Genomic DNA, 24,335 nt, shown 5'->3' on the forward strand with positions numbered 1-24,335 from the left:
TGATCACGCAGGTGGGGGGAGGGGGGTGGGCCACTGCTCGGCCACGTCGTTCGGGCCGAGCAGTGGTCGTATGACGATGTCACCCGTCGTGCCGTCGATGACGACGCAGCCGCCCCCCACCGTCTCGGGGGGGACTGTCGGGTCCTCCGGCTCGTCGTCCGCGATCCAGGCCACGTAGCCGCCGTCGAAGGCGAGCATCTCCGCCTCGGAGCCGCGATCACCGAAATAGCGCTCCGCCAGCTCCCGCGCCTGGTCGGGCGAGACCATCAAAGGCGCTGCCCTTCCCGGTCGATGACCACGCAGAAGACCCCGGTGACGACCTCGTACGGCGGTTCGACCGCCATGTGACCCCGCTGCGCGTCGATCCACAGGACCTCGTCCCGGCAGTTCACGGCGTTCCATGCGTGGCTCCCACCACCCGGCCAGCGGGTGATGAGCATCGCGCTCGCCCCGTGACCTCCGAAGACCAGGCGCTGCGCGATGGCCACGTAGGCGCGACGGCCGTGCCCGACATACTCGAACCGATGCCCCAGCCACTGCTCGGCGCGGGCCACTCCCCCGGTCTCACCGGTCAGGAGCGGCTTTCCCCCCGCGTCGAACTCAGGCTGACGGCGTGCGGCCACGACCGGTTCCCCGTGCCAGGTCGACATGACGGCGAGCGCGCAGTCGACGGCGTTCGTCGACCTGAACGGGTCCTCCGTCGGCCCTTCCGCGTTGATCAGGCGGATCCACATGCCCCGTGGATCGGGGAAGCGCCCGCTGACCGCCTGGACGAGACTCTCCTGGGCGAGGATCTCCTCGGTCCCGGGCCTCGACTCCGCGAGCCCGCCCGGCTTGCCGTACGGACGCGTCGCCTCCAGCCGCGGTGGCCTGCGGACACTGTCGAACCAGTCAGGCTCGAGGTTCTCGCCCGCGTCGCCCAGGACCCGGGATCCGGCCGGTTCCCGCGCAGGACTCTGTCCCCGCGCCGGGACGTCCGACTGCGGTGCGACGTCTGACCGCGGCGCAACATCTGACCGCGACGCGACGTCTGACCGCGCCGGGCCCTGGCCCCATTTCGGACGTTCTCCCCAAACCGGAATGCCAGCATCGGGTGCGGCGGTCTCAGCGACCACGCCCTCGGCCGACACGACCGGCGACGGGTCTGCCAGGCCCTCCCCGTCGGAGGCGGGCGCGTGCGGCAGTGCCGACGCCGGAGCCGGAGCCGGCGCCTCGACCGGCACCGCGGCAACGGCCTCAACGGGCCCTTCAACAGGTGCCGGAGCCGATGCCTCAGCCGGCACTTCAGCCTGTGCTTCGGCCTGCGTCCCCGACTGTGCGTCGACCTGCGTTCGCGGCTGTGCTTCGAACTGCCTTCCCGACTGCGCTTCGGACTGCCTTCCCGGCTGTACGGCCGCGTCGGCGATCGCCTCGCTCACCGGATCGGCTGCGAACGCGGCCCCCTCCGGCGTGTGGGTGGCGGTGTCGTCCGTGTCGTCCGTGGCATCCGTGGCATCCGGTGCCGCGCCGACGGCGCCCTCGGCCGCGTCCGTGACCGCCGCCGCACCGTCATCCAGGCCGTGATTCGGGCCGTGATTCCGGCCGCCGTTCAGACCGGCATTCAGGCCGTCAGCCAGACTGTCGCCCGAGGTCTCGCTCGGGCCGTTCGGCGTGCCGGCCAGCAGGGCATGGGACGCTCCCTTCACCAGGCCGTTCCGCGCACCCTTCGTCAAACCGTTGAGCAGGCCGCTCAGCAGCCCGTTCGACGTGCCGTTCGACGTGCCGTTGGACGTCGCGTTGGTCAGGCCGTTCGCCATGCTCTTCGCCGGACCGTTCACCACGCCGCCGGCCACGCTGTTCGCCAGGCCGTCCGGCAGGACGACCGCACGCACCTCGGCGTGACGATTCTCCTGGCCGCGACCTTCCGTGCAGAGATCCTCCACGTGGCGATCGTCGAGGTGCCGGTTCTCCCCGGACGCCGGAGTCTCCGCGGCCTTCTCGTAATCGCGCCACCTACGCCCGTCTGCGCTCACGATCGGGTTGTAGACACCGGTCGGCAACCGCCACCGGGCATGCCTGCGAGTCGTCTCCTGAGTCACGTGCTGCGGCCCCCTCCCTGACACGTAATCAGGGTGCCGATGGTAGAGGCGGCCTCACCGCCGTCACAGCGCCTTTCCCAAGTCCAGAAGGAACGCCGGTGGCCTTCAGCGGTGTTCGTCCAGGTTCATCCGACCAGAACGCCGATGGCGTGGTGGCCCGTCGCGCCATCAGGAGCGGGCGGAGCATAATTCGGCGTCTGGGTGTAACCGCTCGCATCGGTCGCGCGGACCGTGATGACCCGCTTTCCGGGGGCGAGGTCGGTCTCGATCGACCACTGCCTCCAGGTGTCCGGGCCGTTCACGGCGGCGAGCTTCGCCTCCCGCCACTCGCCTCCGTCCACCTGGACCTCCACCGCGGAGATCCCCTTGTGCTGGGCCCAGGCGACTCCGGCGATTATGGTCGGGCCGTGCGGTACGGCGTCACCGTCCCGCGGGACGTCGATCCGGGACTCCGTCTTGATCGGGCCCAGCGGAGACCAGCCGCGTGGTGTCCAGTAGGCCTCGTCCTGGTCGAACCGCGTCACCTTGATCTCGGTGATCCACTTCGTGGCGGACACGTAGCCGTACAGGCCGGGGACGACCTGGCGGACGGGGAACCCGTGCGCGGCCGGCAGCACCTCGCCGTTCATCGCGACGGCGAGCAGCGCGTCCCTGCCGTCCATGACCACGTCGACGGGGGTGCCGCAGGTGAAGCCGTCCTGCGACACGCTCAGCAGCATGTCGGCGCCCGACCTGATCCCCGCGTCTCTGAGCACGTCGGCCAGGCGCGCGCCGAGCCAGCGGGCGTTGCCCACGTACGGCCCGCCGACGTCGTTGGACACACAGGTCAGCGTGACGTCCGCCTCCATCAGGGGACGCCTGAGCAGGTCGTCGAAGGTGAGCTCGACCGGCTTGTCGACCAGTCCGTGGATCTTCAGCGTCCAGTCGGTCGGATCGACCGAGGGGACGACCAGGGCGGTGTCCACCCGATAGAAGTCGCGGTTGGGTGTGATGAAGGGCGACAGGTCCTTGAGGTGCAGGTCCGCACCCGCCGGGATCGGCTTGGCCGCGACGGCCGGCCGTGGCAGCGTCTTCGCGACGGTCCTCCTGGCGAGGTCCACGTCCTTGGAGGCCCCGAGCAGGCGCCCACCGAACCCGGCGACTCCGGCGACCCCCACCCCCACGGCCACACCGGTCAGCAGGCGCCGCCGGTCGAACGTGTAGAGGTCGTCGCCCGCCCGCATCACGGGCGGCATCTCCGCGGGCTGCGGGACCGGCTCGTTCCCGTCCTGCTCGTTCGGGTCCGGCTCCCCCTCGTCCGTGTCGCGCGCCGGGTGCTCCGGGTCGGTCGTCCACGCCGACGTGCCGGCCGCGGCCGGATACTCCTCCGGAAGGTCGTCCCAGTCGTTCGACTCCACCCGGCGGAACAGCAGGGAGAGCGCCCACGCTCCCGCGCCCACACCGATGAGGGACGGCAGGATGTCGAACGGCCCCGAGTCCGGCCTGGTGGCCGCGGCCCCCGCTCCGACGAGGCCGAACAGCAGCAGCCCCGTCATGCCGTAGCCGATCCGCCGGCGGGAGATCACGCCGAGACCCGCGGCGATCAGAGCCAGGACCACGACGATGCCGCTGATCAGGACCAGCTTGTCGTTCGACCCGAAGTTCCTGATGGCCCAGTCTTTGAGCGCGGGCGGGGTCCGGTCGACCACCGCGCCGCCGACCGCGATCACCGGTGACGCACTCGCGTTGGTCAGTCCGGCCGCGAGTTGGGCCACGCCGAGCGCCACCGCTCCCGCGACGACCCCGATCAGGGCCGCCGCCCACCAGGGCAGGCGAGAGCCGCCGTCGTCCTTGTTCACAGTCGAACGCTACGCCCCACTCGTACCGGAAGGTCTTACGGGTGGATTACAGAACGACCGCTTCGATGACCGGCACGAGGGCGCGGAAAGCCCGGCCTCGATGGCTGATCGCGTCCTTCTCTCCCGCTGACATCTCCGCCGTCGTACGGCTCTCGCCGTCCGGAACGAAGATCGGGTCGTAACCGAAGCCGTTGGCGCCCCTGGGCTCACGGATGATGTGGCCGTGCATGGCCCCCTCCACCACGTGCTCCTCACCCGAAGGCAGCGCGAGCGCGGCCGTACAGGCGAAGTGGCCCTGGCGACGGCCGTCGGGGACGTCCGAGATCTGGGCCAGGAGGAGCCACAGGTTGGCGACGTCGTCACCATGCGTGCCGGACCAGCGGGCGGAGAAGATCCCCGGCATGCCGTTCAGGGCGTCGACGCAGAGCCCGGAGTCGTCGGCGACGGCGGGCAGGCCGCTCTCCCTCGCTACGGCGTGTGCCTTGAGCAGCGCGTTCTCGGCGAACGTCAGGCCCGTCTCGGCCACGTCGGCGATGTCCGGGAAGTCCTCGAGCCCCACGAGTTCGATCGGCAGGCTGGACTCCTCCAGGATCCTGCGGAGCTCCACGATCTTGCCGGCGTTCCTGGTCGCCAGAACCACCTTGTTCATTCGGCCGCCGCCGCGAGCGCCTCGGCCTGCAGGCGGGTCAGCTCCGCGCAGCCGCCGGCTGCCAGGTCGAGCAGGCCGTTCAGCATCACCCGGTCGAAGGGCGCCCCCTCGGCGGTGCCCTGCACCTCGACGAAGTCGCCGCCGCCGGTCATCACCACGTTCATGTCGGTCTCGGCCTTGACGTCCTCGGTGTAGCAGAGGTCAAGCAGCGGCTCCGAGCCGAGGACGCCGACGGAGACCGCCGCGACCGAGGTGACCAGCGGGTCTCCCGGGCACATCTTGCGCTTGCGCATCCAGGCCACGGCGTCGGCGAGCGCGACGTAGGCCCCGGTGATCGCGGCCGTCCGCGTGCCACCGTCGGCCTGCAGCACGTCGCAGTCGAGGATGATCGAGTTCTCGCCCAGCGCCTTGTAGTCCACGCAGGCACGCAGCGAACGGCCGATCAGCCGCGAGATCTCGTGGGTCCTGCCACCGATCTTGCCGCGGACCGACTCACGGTCACCGCGCGTGTTCGTGGCGCGGGGCAACATGGCGTACTCGGCCGTCACCCAGCCGAGGCCGCTGCCCTTACGCCATCGAGGCACGCCGCTCTCCACGGAGGCGGCGCACAGCACCCGCGTGCCGCCGAACTCGACGAGCACGGAACCCTCGGCGTGCGCGAGCCAGTTCCGAGTGATGGTCACGGGGCGAAGCTGATCGGGACGACGTCCATCTGAACGAGCCATAGGGGTCACCCTAGGTCATAGACGGCGCCACTCCGAGCCAGCTCCATCCTGCCGGCGAAGCCGCCGCGCGAGGCGTCGTCCAGCACCCTCTTCTGGTCGTTCCAGGGGACGAGATGGGTGAGGACCAGCGTGTGCGCCCCGGCCCGGGCCGCGTGTTCCGCCGCCTGCCGTCCGCTGAGATGGAGACCGGGTGTGAGGCCCGGGCCGTCGACGAAGGATGCCTCACACAGCAGCACGTCGGCGTCGTGGGCCAGCTTGACGAGCTCGACGGACTCGCCGGTGTCCGCGGAGTAGGCCACGGAACGGCCGCCGTGGGTGACGCGGAAGCCGTAGGTCTCGACGGGATGATTCATCGGCGCGGCCGTCACCTCGAAGGGGCCGATCTCCCGCGTGCCGGGCGAGAGCCGCGCGAAGTCGAAGGACTTCTCCATGACCGGTTCGTCGGGCATGCCGTACGCGGCGTTGAGCCGCTGGGCCGCCCCCGCCGGAGCGTGGACGGGCACCCGCGGCAGCGGCCCGGCCGGCGAGTACGTGCGGACGACGTGATAGGAGCACATGTCGAGGCAGTGGTCGGCATGCAGGTGCGACAGGCAGATCGCGTCCACGTCGTAGATCCCCGCGTAGCGCTGCAGGACCCCCAGCGAACCGTTGCCGAAGTCGAGGAGCATCCGGAATCCCTCGGCCTCCAGCAGGTAGCACGACGAGGGGCTCTCCGGGCCGGGGAAGCTCCCCGAACACCCGATGATCGTCAACTTCACGCGGACCTCCCGATGTCGGACTCGTCGCCGACCGCCGCGAGCTCGACCGCCTGGATCTCCGGCCCGAGGAACCGCTGTCCGAGATGCTCGAACAGAGCGGTGTCACCCGTGGCCCCGAAGCGGTGGAGCGGATCGTCCGCTCCACCGGCCAGCCCCCGGTCGTGCAGGATGCGATAGACGTCCTTGGCGGTCTCCTCGGCGCTCGACACGAGGGTGACCGCGTCTCCCGCGACGTAGGACAGGGCGCCCGTCAGAAGCGGGTAGTGCGTGCAGCCCAAGATGAGGGTGTCGCAGCCCGCGTCCTGGATGGGCTTCAGATAACCGCGGATCACGTCGATGAGCTCCTCGCTCATCGTCTCGCCCCGCTCGACGAAGTCCACGAGGAGCGGAGCCGCGACCCCCACCAGTTCGACGTGCGGCGCGGCGGCGAAGGCGTCGTGGTAGGCCATCGATTCGATCGTAGCCCACGTGCCGATCACGCCGACTCTGCCGTTCCTGGTCGCCCGCACGGCCCGGCGGGTGGCGGGCTGGATCACCTCGACGACCGGGACTCCGTAGCGCTCCCTGGCGTCCCTGAGCACGGCGGCGCTGGCGCTGTTGCAGGCGATCACCAGCATCTTGACGTCGTGCTCGACCAGGTGGTCCATGACCTCGAGGGCGTACCTCCGGACCTGGGCGATGCGCTTGGGCCCGTAGGGCTGCCGCGCCATGTCGGCCACGTAGAAGATCGATTCGTGGGGCAGCTGGTCGAGGATCGCCCGGGCGACGGTCAGACCGCCGACGCCACTGTCGAAGATCCCGATCGCCCCGCTGTTGTCCGGCACGCTTCCCAAGGTTAGGGGATCATGCACGGCCACTCACGGTAAGAATCCTCACAACGCCCCCCCGAACTTCCCGGGCGTGATCATGCACAGATTCGGTGACGGCACCGTTGACCTGCCACGATCCCGGTCGTGATCATGCGCAGGTTCGGAGAAAGCGGCCTCACCAGCGGAAACACCCAGCGTGATCATGCAAACAGGCGCGGAATCCGAACCGGCGCGGCCGGGCCGTACGGAAGGGTCAACCTCGTCCCACCCTCGCGAGCTGCCGAGATTGGGCCACCAGGCGACCCGCCGAGTCCCACACCTCGACGTCCTCGTCGAACCAGCCGTCGCTGATCAGCCTTCCGCTGCCCAGGAGGGTCAGCCATCCGGGGGCCGGCAGCGCACGCAGGTGCCACGTCAACTCCACCGTGGGCGCCCACCCCCGCGCTCCCGCCGAGAACACCACCGGCGGCAGTGCGTCGACGGCGAGCGCGAGCACGAACGGATCGGGATCCTGCGTCTCCGCCATCCGGAAATAGGCCCGCGCCTCCGGCCTGCCGGTGGGCTCTCCGGCGAGCCATCCGATCGTCGGCGGATCGAATCGCAACTCCATCTGCGCGTTCAGGTTCATGTTCGATTCGGGCTTGGGGTCCGGGAGTTTTGCACATTCGGACAAATCTGGCATAAGGCTCGCCGGCCCGTCCGTCCATTCCGGAGTGGCGGCCGGATCCAAGGTGGCCGTCGTCACCAGGGTCTCGATGAAGGACCGGCCGTCCTGCACCAGCGTCGCCCGGGTCATCGTGGCCGTCCTGCCCGACTTGAGCCGCTCGATCCTGACCGTGGCCGGTCCGGGCGTCACGGCCCGGAGGAATTGGGCGCTCGTGGACACCGGATGCGCGTGCGGCGACTCGTCGACCACCGCCCGCAGGACGGTCGCCAGCAGGTAACCCCCGTTCAGGGGCCCGCCGATCGAATATCCGTCATCGAGACACACGTCATAGGTGGTGTCGTCGACCCTGATCGCCTGCGTCGCCTCGTCGAACTTGGTCACAACGCTCCTCGCACGAAAGCCTCAACCGAACCTTGTTCTAGTGAGTACTTTAGCGGAGGTCCACGCCTTGTCACGGATATGTGACGCAATCAACTTTATGGCCAAGGTTTCTCCAATTTATTGGCACAATTGGTAGATCATCCGACAAATGCATACGGGGCGTGAACTATGTCTGCCGAAACTCCTCCGGGGGCTTCATTCCCGGAGAGTCCGGACCCTGATCGGACCATCGAACACCGGACACCACAGCTCGGTCGGGCTGCCGCGAACGACGCGCACACCCAGCAACTGCCGTACGGCCAGGCCGAGGAGCTCGGGTTCAATGCTCCCGACGGGACCGGAGGCGCACCGGCCAAGCGCGGCCGCGGCTGGCTGCTCGCAGCCATCTCCGCCATCGTCGTCGTCATCCTCGGTGGCGGCGGCGTATGGGCGTTCTCGCAGCTGAGCGGTGGGGGAACACAGCCGCAGGAGGTGCTGCCCGGCAACGCCATCGCCTATGTGCGGCTGGACCTCGACCCGGCGGCCAACCAGAAGGTGGCCCTGCTGACCATCGCCAGGAAGTTCCCGGGGATCAAGGACTCCCTGAGCGACGACGATCCGCGCAAGGCCCTCTTCGAGGCCATCAAGGGCGACTCCCCCGACCTGTCGAAGGTCGACTACGCCAAGGACGTCGAGCCCTGGCTCGGCGAGCGCGCGGGCCTGGCCGTACTGTCCGCCGGCGCCGGCAAGGAGCCCGACGTCGCGGCCGCCGTGCAGGTGAAGGACGAGGCCGCGGCACGAGAGGGCATCGCCAAACTCGGCGCCAAGGACGAGTTCGGGCTCGCGTTCCGCGACGGTTACGCGATCCTGGCCAAGACGCAGGCGGCGGCCGACGGGTACGCCAAGGCGGCGCCGCTGTCACAGAACGCCCAGTTCAGCGATGACACCTCTGCCGTCGGAGAGCCCGGCGTGATGTCGTTCTGGATGGATCTCGGCAAGCTGGCCGACTTGTCGGGCGCCGCCACCACCGCAGGCCCGGCGGCGCTGGAATCGATCAAGGGCACGCGCTTCGCCGGAGCCCTCCGCTTCGACGGCGACTACGCCGAACTGACGGGGATCACCCGGGGCGGTCCCGGGAACGCCCTCAAGGGGCAGCCGATCAAGATCGCGGAGCTGCCGGCCTCGACCGTGGGCGCCGTGTCGATCTCCGGCCTCGGCGACGGGTTCGCGGCGCAGTGGCCCAAGATCCAGCAGGCGGCGGAGGCGAGCCCGGACGGCCAGATGGTCACGAAGAGCCTCGAGCAGTTCCAGCAGCTCTACGGCATCTCCGTTCCGGATGACATCGCAACCCTGCTCGGCAAGAGCCTCACGATCGCGCTCGACCAGGAGGGCCTCGACGCGCAGCAGCCGAACGTCGGAGCGGTCCTCACGACCGATCCGGTCAAGGCGCAGACGATCGTGACCAAGCTGGAGGGGATCCTCGCCGGGTCCGGCGCCCCGCTACAGCTCGCCACGAAACCCGGCGACGGGCAACTGGTGGTGGCGAGCACGCAGACGTACGCGGACAAGCTGGGCACGAAGGGGACGCTCGGCGAGAGCGAGTCCTTCAAGCTGGCCGTTCCGGACGCGGACGCGGCCAACTACGCCATGTACGTCGACCTCGACAAGCTCGAGCCGCTCTACCTCAGCGGCCTGAAGGGCGAGGAGAAGGCCAACGTCCAGGTGCTTCGCGCGATCGGGCTGAGCGGGAACTACACGGGCGGAACCAGCATTACCCTGCGGGTCCTGTTCAACTGATCGTTCAGCTGACGTTTCAGCTGGCCCGGGAACGCCACGACCCCGGCATGTGATCCGATCACATGCCGGGGTCGTCCGCTTCCATGTGCCACGTGCATGATCACGAAAGGCGAATGCCCACGTCATGGCCGACTTCGCCGAATCCGCGCATGATCACGCTCGATGAAAGGCCAGGTCAAAAGGCGTTTCACCGAATGTGTGCATGATCACGCCCAGAGTTGGCCGTCGAGGCGGTCTTCGGCTTCGTCCAGGGTGCCTTCGTAGGCTCCGGTGGACAGGTACTTCCAGCCCCCGTCGGCGACGATGAAGGCGATGTCCGCCCGCTCCCCCGCCTGTACGGCCTTGCGCGCCAGCCCGAGCGCGGCGTGCAGGGCACACCCCGTCGAGATGCCGGCGAAGATGCCCTCGACGGCCAGCAACTCCCGCGTCCTGCGCAGGGCGTCGGCCGCCGTCACCGAGTAACGGGTGGTCAGGACGGACTCGTCGTACAACTCGGGGATGAAGCCCTCGTCGACGTTGCGCAGGCCGTACACCAACTCGCCGTACCTCGGCTCGGCGGCGACGATCTGCACCCCCGGGACGTGCTCGCGCAGGTAGCGTCCGACGCCCATCAGGGTGCCCGTGGTGCCGAGCCCGGCCACGAAGTGCGTCACCGTCGGAAGGTCCTCGAGGATCTCCGGACCGGTCGACTCGTAGTGGGACCGCCAGTTGGCCGGGTTGCCGTACTGGTAGAGCATCACCCAGTCGGGATGCTCCGCCGCCAGCCCCTTGGCGACCCGGACGGCCTCGTTCGACCCTCCCGCCGCCGGCGAGGAGATGATCTCCGCGCCGTACATGCGAAGGAGTTGCCGGCGTTCCTCCGAGGTGTTCTCCGGCATGACGCAGATGAGCCGGTATCCCTTGAGGCGGGCCGACATCGCGAGGGAGATGCCGGTGTTGCCCGAGGTCGGCTCGAGAATCGTGCACCCGGGCGTGAGCAGGCCGTCCTTCTCCGCCTGCTCGATCATCCACAGGGCGGGCCGGTCCTTGATCGACCCGGTGGGGTTCCGGTCCTCGAGCTTGGCCCAGACCCGCACGTCATCGGACGGCGAGAGCCGGGGAAGCCCGACGAGCGGTGTGCGCCCCACCGAGTCGACCAGCGAATCGAAGCGCATGGCGCGCGGCCCTAGCGGGCGCCGCCGGCCACGGCGGGCAGCACCGTCACGGTGTCGCCGTCGGCGACCGGCGTGCCGAGCCCGCCGAGGAAGCGGACGTCCTCGTCGTTCAGGTAGACGTTGACGAAGCGGCGCAGGCCGGCGTCGTCCACCAGGCGCTCCTTGAGGCCCGGGTGACGCGCCTCCAGGTCGCCGATCAGCTCGGCGAGCGTGGCGCCCTTCGCGTCCACGGCCTTGGCGCCGTCGGTGTAGTTACGCAGGATGGTCGGAATGCGAACCTCGATGGCCATCGCGGCTCAGTCTCCTTGATCGGTGGTCGTCATGATGTTGGACACCCACCTGATTGGAACATGGTCAGGCGGGGCGGGATTCCGTCCGGGACGGATTCTCAGCGACAGTCGTAGACGACGACGGAGGGGGTGTGCGCGAAAAGGAACCTCTGCAGGGCAACGCGGGACGACACGGTACGGATGTCGTCGCGAGGCATGCGGCAAGTCTAGCCGTAGGCCTCGACGATCTTGACGTCCTCCTCGGTCACGACGCCGTCGACGATCCGGTAGGAGCGGAACTGCGGCTCGTCGTAGGCCGTGGAGACCAGGACGTAGTGCGTGTCCGGCTCGGAGGCGTAGCTGATGTCCGTACGCGAGGGGTAGGCCTCGGTCGCGGTGTGCGAATGGTAGATCACCACCGGCACCTCGTCGCGGTCGTCCATGTCGCGCCAGACGCGGAACTGCTCGTGGGAGTCGAACCGGTAGAACGTCGGGGAACGCTCGGCGTTGTCCATCTGGATGAACCGCTCGGGGCGGTCGGACCCCTCAGGCCCGGCCACGACGCCGCAGGCCTCGTCCGGATGGTCCGCACGCGCGTGAGCCACGATGGCGTCGACAAGCTCACGGGAAATCGTCAGCATGCGGGAAAGCTACCAAAGGGCCCGGACAAGGGTGTCCTGCAGGTAGGTCAGCCAGTCGTAGGTCACGAACGCCGGATAACGCGGATCGTCCTCGGACATGCTCGCGATCTCCTCGTGGACCTCCTCCGTCACCTCCAGCCGGATGCCGAGCGCGAGCCGTACGTCGTTGATCGCGCGCAACCAGGCCAGGGCCTGCTCAGCGGTGAGCTGCACCTTCCCGGGCTCGACCGTCTCCAGCAACGTCGTGGCGTCGGCCCGCTTCCCGTCGCGCAGCGTCGCCTCGGTGTAGCGGCGGAACTCGCCCGCCGCCTTGTCGTCGTCCGCGTACGCCGCGGGGAACAGCCGGGCCAGCACCGGATCCGACGGCGCCTCGGGCGACCCGATGCCCAGAGCCCGTTCGAGGGGGTCGTCGCCCGTCGCGCCGGGCTCCACGAGATCGAGGACCTGGGACACCAGGGAGACGAGGAGCGAGACCTCACCGGCGTCGAGCTTGACGGACACGCCCTTGCCCGATGACTTGAAACCCGTGCTCATCGGCCCGGCCCCCGCTCGCATGAACGCTCACATGAACGCCCGCACCGATGCCCGCTCGGATGCCCGCCCGACACGCCGCCCACGTCAGGAGTCCCGCTGGACGGTGGCCCACAGGCCGTAGGAATGCAGAATCTGGACGTCGCGCTCCATCTCCTCGCGCGCGCCGCTGGCGACGACGGCCCTGCCCTTGTGGTGAACGTCCATCATCAGCTTCTCCGCCTTCTCCCGCGGATAGCCGAACACCGCTTGGAAGACATATGTGACGTACGACATTAAATTCACCGGGTCGTTCCAGACGATCGTCAGCCAAGGCAAGTCTGGCCGCACGTCCGTCGACGGACGCTCGACCTCGGCCGGAGCGGTACTACCCACAGGACCATCCTGCACCACGCCGGTCGTAGTCTTCGACACGTGCGCACGACCATGGGCTCCGCCCTGCTGACCGACCAGTACGAGCTGACGATGCTCCAGGCCGCCCTGGCCGATGGTGCGGCGCATCGGCGGGCGGTCTTCGAGGTGTTCGCCCGGCGGCTGCCCGGTGGGCGCCGATACGGGGTGGTTTCGGGGATCGGCCGCTTCCTCGACGCACTCGAGGAGTTCCGGTTCGAGGAATCAGATCTCGACTACCTCCGGGCCGCGGGCATCGTCGACGAGCCGACTCTGGCGTTTCTCGCCGATTACCGGTTCTCCGGACATGTGTACGGCTACCGCGAGGGCGAGGCCTACTTCCCCGGTTCACCGATCATGGTGGTGGAGGGCACGTTCGCCGAGGCGGTGCTGCTGGAGACCATCGTCCTGTCGATCCTCAACCACGACTGCGCGATCGCGTCCGCCGCGTCACGGATGGCCCACGCGGCCGGCGGCAGGCCGCTGATCGAGATGGGCTCCCGGCGCACCCACGAGATCGCCGCCGTCGCCGCGGCCAGATCCGCCTACCTGTGCGGCTTCTCCTCGACCTCCAACCTCAGGGCGGGCCGCGTGTACGGCGTGCCGACGGCGGGAACGGCGGCCCACGCGTTCATCCTGCTCCACGACTCGGAGGAGGACGCCTTCCGCGCCCAACTGCAGTCCCTCGGGATGGACACGACCCTGCTGGTGGACACCTACGACGTGGCGAAGGCCGTGCGGACCGCCGTGGAGCTCGCCGGACGCGACCTGGGCGCCGTGCGGATCGACTCCGGCGACCTGGGTGCGGCGGCCCTGGACGTGCGGCGGGCGCTCGACGCGTACGGCGCGGAGGACACCAGGATCATCGTGACCGGCGACCTGGACGAGTTCTCGATCGCCGGACTCGCCGCGGCCCCCGTCGACGGCTACGGCGTGGGCACCGCCCTGGTCACCGGGTCCGGGTGCCCGACGGCCAACCTCGTCTACAAGCTGGTCGCCCGGGAGGACGCCTCAGGCCGGTTGCAGCCGGTGGCCAAGCGGTCCGTCGGCAAGCCGAGCAAGGGCGGCCGCAAGTGGGCCTACCGGGAGACGTCCGGCGGGACGGCCACCGCGGAGATCGTCACAGGCGCGCCGGTGGAGTCCGGCGGCAGGCCCCTGCTGGCCGAGCTGGTCAGAGACGGCCGGGTCGTCGGCCGTGAACCCCTGGAGGCCGCCCGCGAACGGCACCGCGCCACGCTGGCCGAGCTGCCTTCGGCCGCCCACAGCCTCTCGCCCGGCGACCCCGCCGTCCCCACCGTCTTCAGCTGATCGCAGCTGATCACACCGAGGCCGGCGCGCGAGAGTCACGCCGGCGCCCTCCCTCGCCGTGAGGAGACCGAATGAGAACCGCGCTCGTCGTCGTGGACGTCCAGAACGACTTCTGTGAAGGCGGCAGCCTCGCCGTGAACGGCGGCGCCGAGGTGGCCGCCGCGATCACCCGGCACACGAGGCGGCACGCCTATGACCACGTCGTGGCCACCGGCGATCGGCATGTCGACCCGGGAGGCCACTTCTCGGCCGAACCCGACTACGTGGACACCTGGCCCGCCCACTGCGTCGCGGGCACCTCTGGAGCCGACTTCCATCCCGCCTTCGACACCGCGGTCGTGGAAACGGTCTTCAGCAAGGGCGCGCACGAGGGCGCCTACAGCGGATTCGAGGGAGCCGACCCGTCGGGCGTCGGCCTCCGCGAGTGGCTCGGCCGGCACGACGTGGAGGCCCTGGACGTCGTCGGCATCGCCACCGACCACTGCGTCAGGGCGACCGCGCTCGACGGCGTGCGGAACGGCTTCGCCGTACGGGTCCTGCTCGACCTCACCGCCGGCGTCGCCAGGCACACGACCGACCGCGCCCTGAGAGAGCTCGAGAAGGCAGGGGTCGAGCTCGTCGGCACTCCTGTGGTGCGCCCCTGACCCGGCGCCGTCACGGACGGGTACGCCCGCCGCCGATCACGCTGCTCTCCTACCGCCGCAGGCGTCCCATGCGCCGCCTCCAAAGCGGCCTGACCCCGGCCGCATGCGTCCCACGCCCCGCCGACACTCCGGTCATGGGACGTTCAATGCCTTCACCACGATGCGTCATGGGTGTATTACGTAGAGCGACATCTCCTCGTGATTGGCAGCCTCGATGTTCGCGTTCGTGCTCGGCCTCTCCTGGCTCATCCTGACTCCGGTGTGCGTCTGGCTGCTCTTCGGCCGCGGCCACCGCGGGCTCGCCCGCGGGGCGGCGGCCCTGACCCTGGCGGGGTTACAGGCGGGCACGTTGCTGATGGGGTTCCTCGAGGAGCCTCCCGCGTCCATGGCGTCGCACCCGCTCGCCCGCCCGGCCGGCTCCCCCTCCCACGCCGCCTCTCCCTCTCATGCCGCCTCTCGTGACGGCGCCGCCGCCACGCCCCTGGCGTCGGTCACCGCCCGCCCCTGCGCCATCCATGCGCTCACCCCCGGGTCCGTACGGCTCTCGCGTCGCGGCACCGAAGTGGACGGCATGACGGTCTACTGGGCCGCCACCCCCCATGAATGCGGCACGGCCTCCGTGGCCCTGCGGCCCGCCGGACGGCGGTTGCGGATCTGGCTGGAAGAAGGAATCGCGGAACACCACGAGGGGGCGCACGCGCTCCCCGTCACGGTGGCGGGCGGCCAGGCGTCGCTCGACCTCCAGCTCAGCCCGCCGCTGCGTCCCCGCCCGCACTACGTGGCGATCGACGCCCGCACCGGCCATCGCATCCCGCTCAAGCCGGGAATCCCCGCGTCCCCCGGGACGTAGAGGGGACGCAGCAGGAACGTGGAAAGAAGTGGCGAAGCCGGGCCTCGCGGGGCCCGGCTTGCCTCACTTACGCTGCGTGGCCCACTTGCGGATGATCGCGATCCGCTCGCGTATCTGTTCAGCGGAGGCCTGGGCGATGGCCGGACCTCCACAGGCCCTGCGCAGCTCCGCGTGGATCACACCGTGCGGCTGCCCGGTGCGGTGGTTCCACGCGCCCACAAGCCCGTTGAGCTCCTTGCGCAGCTCGTGCAGCAGCTCATGCGGGGCGAGCACGGGCTCGGACTCCGAGACCGGCTTCACCTTCCGCTTGGCGGCCTGCTGATCGGCCTGGCGCTTGCGCAGCAGTGACGCGACCTGGTCCGGCTCGAGCAGCCCGGGAAGGCCGAGGAAGTCCTCCTCCTCGGGCGACCCGGGAGCCGCGGCGGTGCCGAACTCGCCGCCGTCGAACAACACCCGGTCGAAGGTGGCCGAGGCCTCCAGCGTCTGGAAGGGCAGCTCGTCACCCAGGGCGTCGGGCTGCTTCTTGTCCTGCTGCGCCTGCTCCAGGAGCAGGTCGTCGAGCCCGTCCTCATCGCGCTGGCGGCCGAGCACGTGGTCGCGCTCGGCCTCCATCTCGGAGGCGAGGCCCATGAGGAGGGGCACCGACGGCAGGAACACCGAGGCGGTCTCCCCGCGTTTGCGGGCCCGGACGAAGCGGCCCACCGCCTGCGCGAAGAACAGCGGGGTCGAGATGCTCGTGGCGTAGACGCCGACGGCCAGGCGCGGGATGTCGACGCCCTCGGAGACCATCCGGACCGCGACCAGCCAGCGCGCCTCGGAGGTCGCGAAGTCCTTGATCTTCTTTGAGGCGCCGGGGTCGTCGGAGAGCACGACCTGCGCGCCCTCACCGGTGACGGTCCTGATGTGCCGGGCGTAGGCGCGGGCCGACTCGTGGTCGGTGGCGATGACCAGGCCACCCGCGTCGGGCATGCCCCGCCTGACCTCGGTGAGCCGCCGGTCGGCCGCCTGGATGACCTGGCGGATCCAGTCGCCCTTGGGATCGAGCGCGGCCCGCCAGGCCTGGGAGAGCTGGTCCTTGGTGAGGGGGGTGCCGAGCGTGGCCGTGATCTCGTCACCCGCCCGCGTGCGCCACTTCATCTCGCCCGAGTAGGCCAGGAAGATCACGGGCCGGACGACGCCGTCCGCGAGAGCGGGGCCGTACCCGTAGGAGTAGTCGGAGGCGCTCCGCAACGCGCCCTCGCCGTCCTCGACGTAGGAGACGAAGGGGATCGGGCTGTCATCGGACCGGAACGGCGTGCCCGTCAGGCCGAGCCGCCGCGTCGCGGGCTCGAACGCCTCCCGGACGCCGTCTCCCCACGACTTGGCGTCGCCCGCGTGGTGGATCTCGTCGAAGATGACGAGCGTCTTGCGCGCCTCTGTGCGCGCCCTGTGCAGGGCGGGATGCATCGCGACCTGGGCGTAGGTGATGGCGACGCCGACGTAGTCGCGGGAGGTGGCGCCCTGACTGTTCTTGAACTCGGGGTCGATGCCGATGCCGACCTTGGCGGCGGCGTCGGCCCACTGGCGCTTCAGGTGCTCGGTGGGCGTGACGATCGTGATGGCCTTGATGGCCCCGCGGGTGAGCAGCTCGCTGGCGATCCGCAGGGCGTAGGTCGTCTTGCCCGCCCCCGGCGTTGCGACCGTCAGGAAGTCTCTCGGCTCGCGCTGGAGGTAGAGGTCGAACGCCTCCTGCTGCCAGGCGCGCAACTTCGTGGCGGTGCCCCAGGCGGCGCGATCAGGGTAGGAAGGGGAGAGATGGGACGCGGCCGAAACGCTCAACGACGCCTCCCCGCGCTCGTTAGGACAATGGTGTATCTATCGGTTCGCTCCCTCACAGTGACCTCAGGGTAGTCGGACCCACCGACAAGACGTGCCGAGCCGACGAGATTCGAGCCACCGCACGCCTCCTGTGGTATGGGCGTCCGCGCAGATCAGTGCACGCCCGCCATGACCGTCTCGATGTCCGCACGTGAGCGGGGATCGTCGGGGTGGGCGAGGCCCAGCAGCACCGTGCTCTTGCCGTCGGGGCGGGTGAGCAACGTCACTCTCATGAAGGCCGGCTGGTTCACGACGTCGCGGTACTCCGCCCGGACGGCCCGCGTGTGGCCGGGCCGTCCGCCGATCGTGATGTCGCGGTCGTCCACCACCTCGACCTTGTCGCCGTGGAGCAGCAGCTTGGCGTACAGGCCGCTCAGATCGAGTACGGCGGGGCCGAGACCGTCCGGGTCCACGTGCGCCTCCGGCCTGGCCATGACCGTGGCCAGGTCGCCTCGGGCGGCGACGGAGGTGAAGCCGGTCACCGGCGCGACCATCCCCTCGGTCCACTCCGGCGGCAGCGAGTAGGACACCCCGGCGAGCGGATCGGCGACCATGGGCGGAGGCGCCGTCTCACTGCGATTGAGGATCACGAGCACCGCCCCGCCGATCACGACGGCGGCGACGGCCACGGCGGCCCCGGCGACGAGGAGGCGTTGCAGCCACCGCGGCATGCGGCGGGGCGGTTCGACGGGCGTGCCGTACCAGACGGCCGAGGGCGGAAGGTCGTCGTCATGCGCGGGCGGGTCGTCGACGGGCGCGGGCATGAGCGGAGGTGTGGGCATGAGCGGGGGCATGGGCTTGGGCGTGTCGTCGTCGGCGGGCGGCCACACGCGGCGCGTCCACTGATCGTTCACGAAGCCTCCCGGAGCCGGAGGAGCCGGGCGCACGTGGGACCGAGCCGGCGAGCGCCAGATCGATCACGAGCGACCCGCGTCACCATGAGCGCTGCTGTGGCAGTTACTCACAGAGACGGTGCCTCGTCAACGAAAATCCGGGCATTGCTATCGGATCTAGACAGCCGGAACGGTCGGCCTGCGATAGAGGTCCCACATCTGCCGCATCCGGACCGCCTGGCCCGCGGTGAAGTTGGTCATGCACCGGTCCTGGGCGTAGTCCATGAAGTTGTGGACGGGGTCCTCCCCCGGCTCCGTGCAGGTGTCCTTGCCGGGCGGGCAGCCGGTGGTCGGGTACGCCTCGGGCGGGGTGTCGTCGACCGCGTCCCCCGGCGTGGCGCAGCCGTTCTCGAAGGTGTGCAGCAGGCCGAGCCAGTGGCCGATCTCATGGACGGCGGTGAAGCCCTTGTCGAAGTTGCGCAACGGGCCTCCCGGCACGCTGCGCCAGTCGATGACCACACCGTCCAGTTGCGGCTCGCCCTGGTACCAGTACGGGTAGGTCGCGTAGCCGAGGACCAGCTCGCCGAGCTGTGCGATGTAGAGGTTGAGCGTCTCCGCGCCGCCCACGCGCAGCTTGGTCTTGATGGCCGCCTCGTTGCCCAGCGGGTCGCGGAACCAGTCCTTGTTCAGTGTGTGGGTGATGCCGGTGAGCACGAAGCGCACCCCGGTGTCGACGCCGCCGAGCCTGCCTCCGTAGGCCGCGTTCAGCGTGTCGACCTGCCGCTTGACGCCCGCGTCCGAGAGCCCGAGGGCACCGTCCTTGATCACGTGCACCCAGAGGGGCACCATGATCTCGCCCGTGGCCGGCACCCGGCGCATGCCTCCGGACTCCTCGAGCCGGCGCCGCAGGTCGGCGGACATCCGGGCGATCTCTTCCGGCCCCGGTTCGCGCGGCTCGACCGCGTGGGTGAGGCCCTCGGCTCCAGGGCGGAGGGCCACACCTTCGGACGGCTCGTCGACCGGGCACTCCGCCTCGGCCCTCACCTCAGCCGGGTCCGGCCGGCTGTCGGCGCGGGCCGCGACAGGGAGGCCGCCGCCCAGCGTGAACAGGCATGCCATGAGGACGGCTGTCGCACACCGGGCCATTCGCTCCCCCCGATCTTGCTGGTCAGGAGCCTGACGTTAGCCGTCCCGGGGGGGATCATTTCGTTTCGACACTCAGTCGTCGGAAGGTTTGCCCTTGGGCAGTCCCTCGTAGATCTCCTTGCATTCCGGGCAGACCGGATACTTCTTGGGATCCCGGCTGGGCACCCACACCTTGCCGCAGAGAGCCCGGACGGGAGCACCCGTCACGTAGCTCTCAGTGATCTTGTTCTTGTCGGCGTAGTGCGAGAAGCGCTCGTGGTCGCCGTCGCCGTGTGACACGCGCGGCGCGACATCGCTCTCGGGAAGAATCTTCGTGCTGGTCACGAACACCGAGTCTACTGAGCGGACGGCGCCCTGACGCCGGGCCCGCGCAACGATCCAGGGACGGGTACGGCTCCCGCCCGGGAACGAGCGGGAGCCGTACTGCCGGAAGTGGAGCCGTACCGCTGGAACAAGCGCCGTCAGCCCACGTGGACGGGGGCGCCCTCGGTCTTGCGGCCCGCCTTGACGAACAGCGCCAGGAGCGCCGCGATCACGGCGACGGCCGTGCTCACGACGAAGCCGAGGTGCAGTCCGTCCATGAACGACAGGTGCGAGGCGTTGGTGATGACACCCGCGGCCGGGCCGGACAGGCCGGGAGGCGCCATGCCGACCGACGCCGCCGACTTGAGCCCCTCCAACTGCGCGGGCGGGAGGTTCGCGGCCGCCGGGCCGAGGTAGCCGGGCAGCACGCTCGACACCTTGGCCGCCACGATCGCACCGAGGACGGCGGTGCCGAGGGCTCCGCCGACCTGCATCGCGGAGTTCTGCACGCCGCCCGCGACACCGCTGAGCTCCTCGGGCGCGTTGCCGACGATGATCTCGGTCGCTCCCACGAAGACCGGGGACAGGCCGAAGGCCAGCAGGACGAAGGGGATCGCACTGTCCATGAACTGCGCCTCGACGCTGAGCCGCGACATCAGGAACATCGCGACGGCCGTGATCAGCATGCCGCCCGCGATGGTGACGCGGGGCCCCAGCTTGCCGATGAGGATTCCAGCGATGGGAGAGGCCACGATCATGCCGGCGCTCATGGGCAACATCCGCAGGCCCGACTCCAGCGGGCTGAGCCCGTGCACGCCCTGGAAGAAGAACGTGAGGAAGAACATCGCCCCGAACATCGAGAACGCCATGAGGATCATCAGGCCGGTGCCGATGGAGACCGAGACGTTGCGGAACAGGCTCAGCGGCAGCAACGGCTCGGCGGCCCGGGCCTGCCAGAACAGGAACACCGCGCCGACGACGACGGCCGCGACGAGGAAGCCGATGGTCTTGGGATCGCCCCAGCCCCACTCGGGCGCCTTGATGATGGACCAGACCAGCGAGAACATCGTGACGGACAGGAGCAGCACCCCGAGCCAGTCGACCCTGGACAACAGCTTCGTCCGGCCGTCCCTGAGGACCCACAGGCCGAACGCCAGCGCCGCCACGCCGACGGGCACGTTGATGAAGAAGACGGACTGCCAGCTCACGTTCTCGACGAGCAGACCGCCGATGATCGGGCCTCCCGCGCTGGACAGCCCGATGATGGCGCCCCAGGCGCCCATCGCCATGTTCAGCCGCTCACCGGGGAAGGCGAGCCTCAGGAGGGCGAGCGCGGCCGGCTGGAGCAGCGCGCCGAACAGGCCCTGCAGGACACGGAAGGCGATCAGCATCCCGATCGAGGAGGTCAGTCCGATCGCCAGCGAGGTCAGGGCGAAGCCCGCGACACCGATGAGGAAGATCTTCTTGTGGCCGAACAGGTCGCCGAGCTTTCCGGCGGTGATGAGGAAGACCGCCAGCGCGAGCAGGTAACCACTGGTGATCCATTGCAGGTCGGACAGCGACGCCCCGAGTTCGACGCCGATGACCGGGTTGGCGATCGCCACGACAGTGCCGTCGAGCATCACCATGATGACGCCGAGCGAAACGGCCAGCAGCGTCAGCCACGGATGCGCGTCCCCGCCGCCGTCACGCGTATCAGGTGGTACTGCTACCGCTTGAGCCATGAATGGGTCCCCCTTGGAAAGGCCAACGGTCTAGTCTCAGGCAACGATGCGTAATTTATGTCACTGCATGACAGATGACAAATCCTTTTATCCGACATACGGTGACATCTGACAGCATGTGAACTACCAGTTTCGAGCAGGTGACAACCGTGGGTCTGCGCGAGCGCAAGAAGGTGCAGACGCGAAACGCCTTGATCGACGCGGCTCTCGAGCTCTTCCTCACACAGGGCTACGACGCCACGACGATCGACCAGATCGCGGCGCGGGTCGACGTGTCGCCGCGCACGTTCTTCCGGTACTTCTCGTCGAAGGAGGAGGTCGCGCTCTCCCCGCCCGCCGACAGCCAGGAGATCTTCCTGGCCGAGTTCGCGGCCCGCCCGGAGAGCGAGTCTCCGTACACGGCACTCAGCCAGGCGATGCGCGCCATGATCGGCACCCTGCGGGACAAGGAACCCGCGGAGGCCGAGCGGTTCATGAGGGCGCGGCAACTGGTGGAGGAGACACCCCACCTGCTCGCCGGCCAGATGCGCCTGCTCATGGACAACGAGAAGAGGCTCGTCGCGGAGGTCGCCCGCCGACAGGGCACCGACACCGGGGACCTGTTACCCCAGTTCGTCGTGTCGATCTTCACCGGCCTCGGGATGGTCTGCTACACCAGCGGCCCACAGGGGTTCGACATCATGGCCAAGCGCCTCGATGACGTGCTGAAACTGGCCGACCGTTCCCTTCGCCCGGGCTGGGATCTGGCCGCGGCGGCCGTCTCGTCTCCTGCGACCGGCTGAAGCGGCCGCCGCGACGCGACTTCGCTCACGCGACCAGAGCAGGATGCGTGCGGGCGTGCGCCGGCTCTCAGTTCTGCTGGGGGTCCTCGGGGAAGGTCGCGACGAGGGCGAGATCGCCCTGCTGCCTCCGCAGGACGCTACGCCAGAGCGCGGCCGGATCGGAGTTGAAGGTGTCGCCCGGCTCGGAGTCCACGACGTACCAGGCGCCCTCCTCGAGTTCCGCCTGCAGCTGACCGCCGGTCCAGCCCGCGTATCCGGCGAAGATCCGCATCTGCGAGATCTCCCCCGCGAGGATCTCGGGGGGCGCGTCGAGGTCGACCGTGCCCAGGCGGGACATCGTGGACCTGCCCTGCAGCCGCCGCCAGCCCAGCGGCTCCTCGCCGCTCAGCACCGCGGCCAGGGCGAGGGCGCTGTCGGTCTGGACCGGCCCGCCCTCGAAGAGCACAGGGGGGCCGGTGACCAGCGGGTCCCATGAGGGGAGGACCTGCGTCACCGCGACCTCGCTCGGCCTGTTGATGACCACTCCCAGCGTGCCGCCGTCCTCGTCGTGCTCCAGGACGAGGACGACGCTGCGCCGGAAGTTGGGGTCGTCGAGCAGAGGCGTCGCCACGAGGAGCCGGCCGACGTAGATCGCTTCCGCCATACCTCCCATGATGAACGAGGAATGGCGATTCGCGCACGCCACCCCCGACTCAGCCTGGGACGTCACCCACCGTACGGCCGGTGTCGCCGCAAGTGGCCGCCGATCAGGCCTCGGTGAACCCCCGCGCCTTGCCGCCGGCCGACTCACGTACGGCTGCCGCCACCGCGTTGGCCACGTCCGGGTGGAAGACGCTGGGGATGATGTAGTTCGGCCCCAGTTCCTCGCTGGTCACGACGGCGGCGAGCGCCTTGGCCGCCGCCAGCAGCATCTCCTGGGAGACGCCGTTGGCCTGCGCGTCGAGCAGACCGCGGAAGACACCCGGGAAGGACAGGACGTTGTTGATCTGGTTCGGGTAGTCGGACCGGCCGGTGGCCACCACCGCCGCGTACTCGCGGGCGTCGTCGGGCGACACCTCCGGCTCGGGATTGGCCAGCGCGAAGACCACCGCGCCCTCCGCCATCGCGGCGACGTCGTCGGCGGTGAGGATGCCCGGCGCGGACACCCCGATGAAGACGTCGGCGCCCTTGACCGCACCGCGCAGGTCGCCCGCGTACCCGTCCGCGTTGGTGTGCTCGGCGATCCAGCGCAGCGAGTCGTCCAGGTCGTCCCGCCCGAGATGGACCGCACCCAGGTAGTCGCACACGACCACGTTGCGCGCGCCGGCCGCCAGCAGCAGGCGCAGCACGGCGGTGCCGGCGGCGCCGGCGCCGGCCAGCGCGATCCGGACGTCTGCGAGCTCCTTACGCACGACCTTCAGCGCATTGGTCAGGGCGGCGAGCACCACGATCGCGGTGCCGTGCTGGTCGTCGTGGAACACAGGGATGTCGAGCAACTCGCGCAGCCTGCGCTCCACCTCGAAGCAGCGCGGCGCGGAGATGTCCTCGAGGTTGATGCCGCCGAACCCGGGAGCGATCACCTGGACCGTCCGCACGATCTCGTCGACGTCCTGCGTGTCGAGGCAGATCGGCCAGGCGTCGATGCCCGCAAAGCGCTTGAACAGCGCGGCCTTGCCCTCCATCACCGGGAGCGCGGCCGCCGGGCCGATGTTGCCGAGGCCGAGGACGGCCGAGCCGTCGGTGACCACGGCGACGGAGTTGCGCTTGATGGTCAGGCGGCGGGCGTCCTCCGGGTTACGCGCGATGGCCAGGCTGACGCGTGCCACACCGGGCGTGTACGCCATGGACAGCTCGTCGCGGTTGCGCAAGGGGACCTTCGACTGCATCTCGATCTTGCCGCCGAGATGCATGAGGAAGGTGCGGTCGGACACCTTGTGGATGGTGACCCCCTCGACCGCGCCCAGGCTGTCCACGATCGCCTGGGCATGATCGGTGTCCCTGGCGGCGCAGGTCACGTCGATGCGAAGCTTCTCGTGGCCGGCGTTGGTCACGTCGAGGGCGGTCACCACCCCGCCGGCGTTCTCCACCGCGTGGGTGAGCAGGCTTACCGCCTTGCCCCCCGCCGGGACCTCAAGGCGAACAGTGATCGAGTAGGAAACGCTTGGCACGGTGGCCACGGCAATCCGCTCCTTTGCGGGGGTCTTTCCGACCGTACGCGCTCGGTGCGGGCGTGTTGCCGGCTC

At 69.6% G+C, this 24,335-nt stretch carries 25 protein-coding genes; 5 read left to right on the forward strand and 20 right to left on the reverse strand.

Annotation, left to right across the window (positions count from 1 at the left end):
- Positions 1–3: 3 nt before the first annotated feature.
- The 8 genes from Pmi06nite_RS21605 to Pmi06nite_RS21640 form a co-directional block, all read right to left on the reverse strand.
- A complete protein-coding gene (locus tag Pmi06nite_RS21605; protein ID WP_203954885.1) occupies positions 4–267 on the reverse strand; it encodes a PepSY domain-containing protein in 264 nt (87 codons plus the stop codon).
- The gene (locus Pmi06nite_RS42015) at positions 267–2,078 is read right to left on the reverse strand and encodes a toxin glutamine deamidase domain-containing protein (protein WP_239114093.1); all 1,812 of its coding nucleotides are present in this window, start codon (positions 2,076–2,078) and stop codon (positions 267–269) included. Before Pmi06nite_RS42015 ends, Pmi06nite_RS21605 begins: the two co-directional genes overlap by 1 nt.
- Positions 2,079–2,203: 125 nt before the next feature.
- On the reverse strand, positions 2,204–3,916 hold the full coding sequence (locus Pmi06nite_RS21615) for a molybdopterin-dependent oxidoreductase (RefSeq protein ID WP_239114094.1): 1,713 nt from the start codon (positions 3,914–3,916) through the stop codon (positions 2,204–2,206).
- Positions 3,917–3,962: 46 nt separating this feature from the next.
- Positions 3,963–4,565, reverse strand: a complete 603-nt coding sequence (gene rdgB, locus Pmi06nite_RS21620; protein ID WP_203954886.1) for an RdgB/HAM1 family non-canonical purine NTP pyrophosphatase — start codon at positions 4,563–4,565, stop codon at positions 3,963–3,965.
- Complete coding sequence (rph, locus tag Pmi06nite_RS21625) at positions 4,562–5,290, reverse strand: ribonuclease PH (protein ID WP_203954887.1); 729 nt, start codon at positions 5,288–5,290, stop codon at positions 4,562–4,564. Before rph ends, rdgB begins: the two co-directional genes overlap by 4 nt.
- Before the next feature lie 5 nt (positions 5,291–5,295).
- Positions 5,296–6,048, reverse strand: coding sequence for an MBL fold metallo-hydrolase (locus Pmi06nite_RS21630; protein ID WP_203954888.1), 753 nt, complete (start codon positions 6,046–6,048; stop codon positions 5,296–5,298).
- Positions 6,045–6,872: a glutamate racemase gene (murI, locus tag Pmi06nite_RS21635; protein ID WP_239114095.1), complete on the reverse strand. Its 828-nt coding sequence runs from the start codon at positions 6,870–6,872 to the stop codon at positions 6,045–6,047. The genes Pmi06nite_RS21630 and murI overlap by 4 nt, the downstream gene beginning before the upstream one ends.
- A gap of 238 nt (positions 6,873–7,110) precedes the next feature.
- Positions 7,111–7,905 (reverse strand): thioesterase family protein, encoded by a 795-nt coding sequence (locus Pmi06nite_RS21640; protein WP_203954889.1) that lies wholly within the window; start codon positions 7,903–7,905, stop codon positions 7,111–7,113.
- 168 nt (positions 7,906–8,073) lie between these two features.
- Here Pmi06nite_RS21640 and Pmi06nite_RS21645 point away from each other — a divergent pair, with 168 nt between their 5' ends.
- Complete coding sequence (locus tag Pmi06nite_RS21645; RefSeq protein WP_203954890.1) at positions 8,074–9,681, forward strand: DUF3352 domain-containing protein; 1,608 nt, start codon at positions 8,074–8,076, stop codon at positions 9,679–9,681.
- 206 nt (positions 9,682–9,887) lie between these two features.
- On the opposite strand, the gene Pmi06nite_RS21650 is transcribed toward Pmi06nite_RS21645, so the two are convergent.
- The 5 genes from Pmi06nite_RS21650 to clpS all read right to left on the reverse strand — a co-directional run bounded on the left by Pmi06nite_RS21650 (position 9,888) and on the right by clpS (position 12,651).
- Positions 9,888–10,835, reverse strand: a complete 948-nt coding sequence (locus Pmi06nite_RS21650) for a PLP-dependent cysteine synthase family protein (protein WP_203954891.1) — start codon at positions 10,833–10,835, stop codon at positions 9,888–9,890.
- 11 nt (positions 10,836–10,846) lie between these two features.
- Entirely contained in the window at positions 10,847–11,125 is a 279-nt protein-coding gene (locus tag Pmi06nite_RS21655) for a MoaD/ThiS family protein (protein WP_203954892.1), read from the reverse strand.
- Positions 11,126–11,331: 206 nt separating this feature from the next.
- Positions 11,332–11,745, reverse strand: a complete 414-nt coding sequence (locus Pmi06nite_RS21660; protein WP_203954893.1) for a M67 family metallopeptidase — start codon at positions 11,743–11,745, stop codon at positions 11,332–11,334.
- A gap of 9 nt (positions 11,746–11,754) precedes the next feature.
- Positions 11,755–12,279 (reverse strand): DUF2017 domain-containing protein, encoded by a 525-nt coding sequence (locus Pmi06nite_RS21665; RefSeq protein WP_203954894.1) that lies wholly within the window; start codon positions 12,277–12,279, stop codon positions 11,755–11,757.
- Positions 12,280–12,363: 84 nt separating this feature from the next.
- Positions 12,364–12,651, reverse strand: a complete 288-nt coding sequence (gene clpS, locus Pmi06nite_RS21670; protein ID WP_239094800.1) for an ATP-dependent Clp protease adapter ClpS — start codon at positions 12,649–12,651, stop codon at positions 12,364–12,366.
- A gap of 39 nt (positions 12,652–12,690) precedes the next feature.
- On the opposite strand from clpS, the gene Pmi06nite_RS21675 reads away from it, so the two are divergent.
- The 3 genes from Pmi06nite_RS21675 to Pmi06nite_RS21685 all read left to right on the forward strand — a co-directional run bounded on the left by Pmi06nite_RS21675 (position 12,691) and on the right by Pmi06nite_RS21685 (position 15,468).
- Complete coding sequence (locus Pmi06nite_RS21675; RefSeq protein ID WP_275409591.1) at positions 12,691–13,974, forward strand: nicotinate phosphoribosyltransferase; 1,284 nt, start codon at positions 12,691–12,693, stop codon at positions 13,972–13,974.
- A gap of 71 nt (positions 13,975–14,045) precedes the next feature.
- Complete coding sequence (locus tag Pmi06nite_RS21680; RefSeq protein ID WP_203954896.1) at positions 14,046–14,618, forward strand: isochorismatase family protein; 573 nt, start codon at positions 14,046–14,048, stop codon at positions 14,616–14,618.
- 202 nt (positions 14,619–14,820) lie between these two features.
- A complete protein-coding gene (locus tag Pmi06nite_RS21685; protein ID WP_203954897.1) occupies positions 14,821–15,468 on the forward strand; it encodes a hypothetical protein in 648 nt (215 codons plus the stop codon).
- A 63-nt stretch (positions 15,469–15,531) separates the two neighbouring features.
- Here the strand turns inward: Pmi06nite_RS21685 and Pmi06nite_RS21690 are convergent, their stop codons facing one another.
- The 5 genes from Pmi06nite_RS21690 to Pmi06nite_RS21710 all read right to left on the reverse strand — a co-directional run bounded on the left by Pmi06nite_RS21690 (position 15,532) and on the right by Pmi06nite_RS21710 (position 21,331).
- Positions 15,532–17,286 carry a DEAD/DEAH box helicase gene (locus Pmi06nite_RS21690; RefSeq protein WP_203954898.1) on the reverse strand — a complete coding sequence of 585 codons (1,755 nt, stop codon included), beginning with the start codon at positions 17,284–17,286 and terminating at the stop codon, positions 15,532–15,534.
- A 152-nt stretch (positions 17,287–17,438) separates the two neighbouring features.
- The gene (locus tag Pmi06nite_RS21695; RefSeq protein ID WP_203954899.1) at positions 17,439–18,179 is read right to left on the reverse strand and encodes a hypothetical protein; all 741 of its coding nucleotides are present in this window, start codon (positions 18,177–18,179) and stop codon (positions 17,439–17,441) included.
- Between the two features lie 156 nt (positions 18,180–18,335).
- Entirely contained in the window at positions 18,336–19,277 is a 942-nt protein-coding gene (locus Pmi06nite_RS21700) for a zinc metalloprotease (protein ID WP_203954900.1), read from the reverse strand.
- Positions 19,278–19,376: 99 nt separating this feature from the next.
- Positions 19,377–19,628, reverse strand: coding sequence for a DUF3039 domain-containing protein (locus Pmi06nite_RS21705; RefSeq protein WP_373317324.1), 252 nt, complete (start codon positions 19,626–19,628; stop codon positions 19,377–19,379).
- 137 nt (positions 19,629–19,765) lie between these two features.
- Positions 19,766–21,331 (reverse strand): DHA2 family efflux MFS transporter permease subunit, encoded by a 1,566-nt coding sequence (locus Pmi06nite_RS21710; protein WP_203954902.1) that lies wholly within the window; start codon positions 21,329–21,331, stop codon positions 19,766–19,768.
- A gap of 140 nt (positions 21,332–21,471) precedes the next feature.
- Here Pmi06nite_RS21710 and Pmi06nite_RS21715 point away from each other — a divergent pair, with 140 nt between their 5' ends.
- Complete coding sequence (locus tag Pmi06nite_RS21715; RefSeq protein ID WP_203954903.1) at positions 21,472–22,113, forward strand: TetR/AcrR family transcriptional regulator; 642 nt, start codon at positions 21,472–21,474, stop codon at positions 22,111–22,113.
- Positions 22,114–22,180: 67 nt separating this feature from the next.
- Here the strand turns inward: Pmi06nite_RS21715 and Pmi06nite_RS21720 are convergent, their stop codons facing one another.
- Complete coding sequence (locus Pmi06nite_RS21720; RefSeq protein WP_203954904.1) at positions 22,181–22,756, reverse strand: YqgE/AlgH family protein; 576 nt, start codon at positions 22,754–22,756, stop codon at positions 22,181–22,183.
- Positions 22,757–22,859: 103 nt separating this feature from the next.
- On the reverse strand, positions 22,860–24,269 hold the full coding sequence (locus Pmi06nite_RS21725; protein WP_203954905.1) for an NAD-dependent malic enzyme: 1,410 nt from the start codon (positions 24,267–24,269) through the stop codon (positions 22,860–22,862).
- Positions 24,270–24,335 lie beyond the last annotated feature (66 nt).

The organism is Planotetraspora mira (assembly GCF_016863275.1).
Taxonomy (GTDB): Bacteria; Actinomycetota; Actinomycetes; order Streptosporangiales; family Streptosporangiaceae; genus Planotetraspora; species Planotetraspora mira.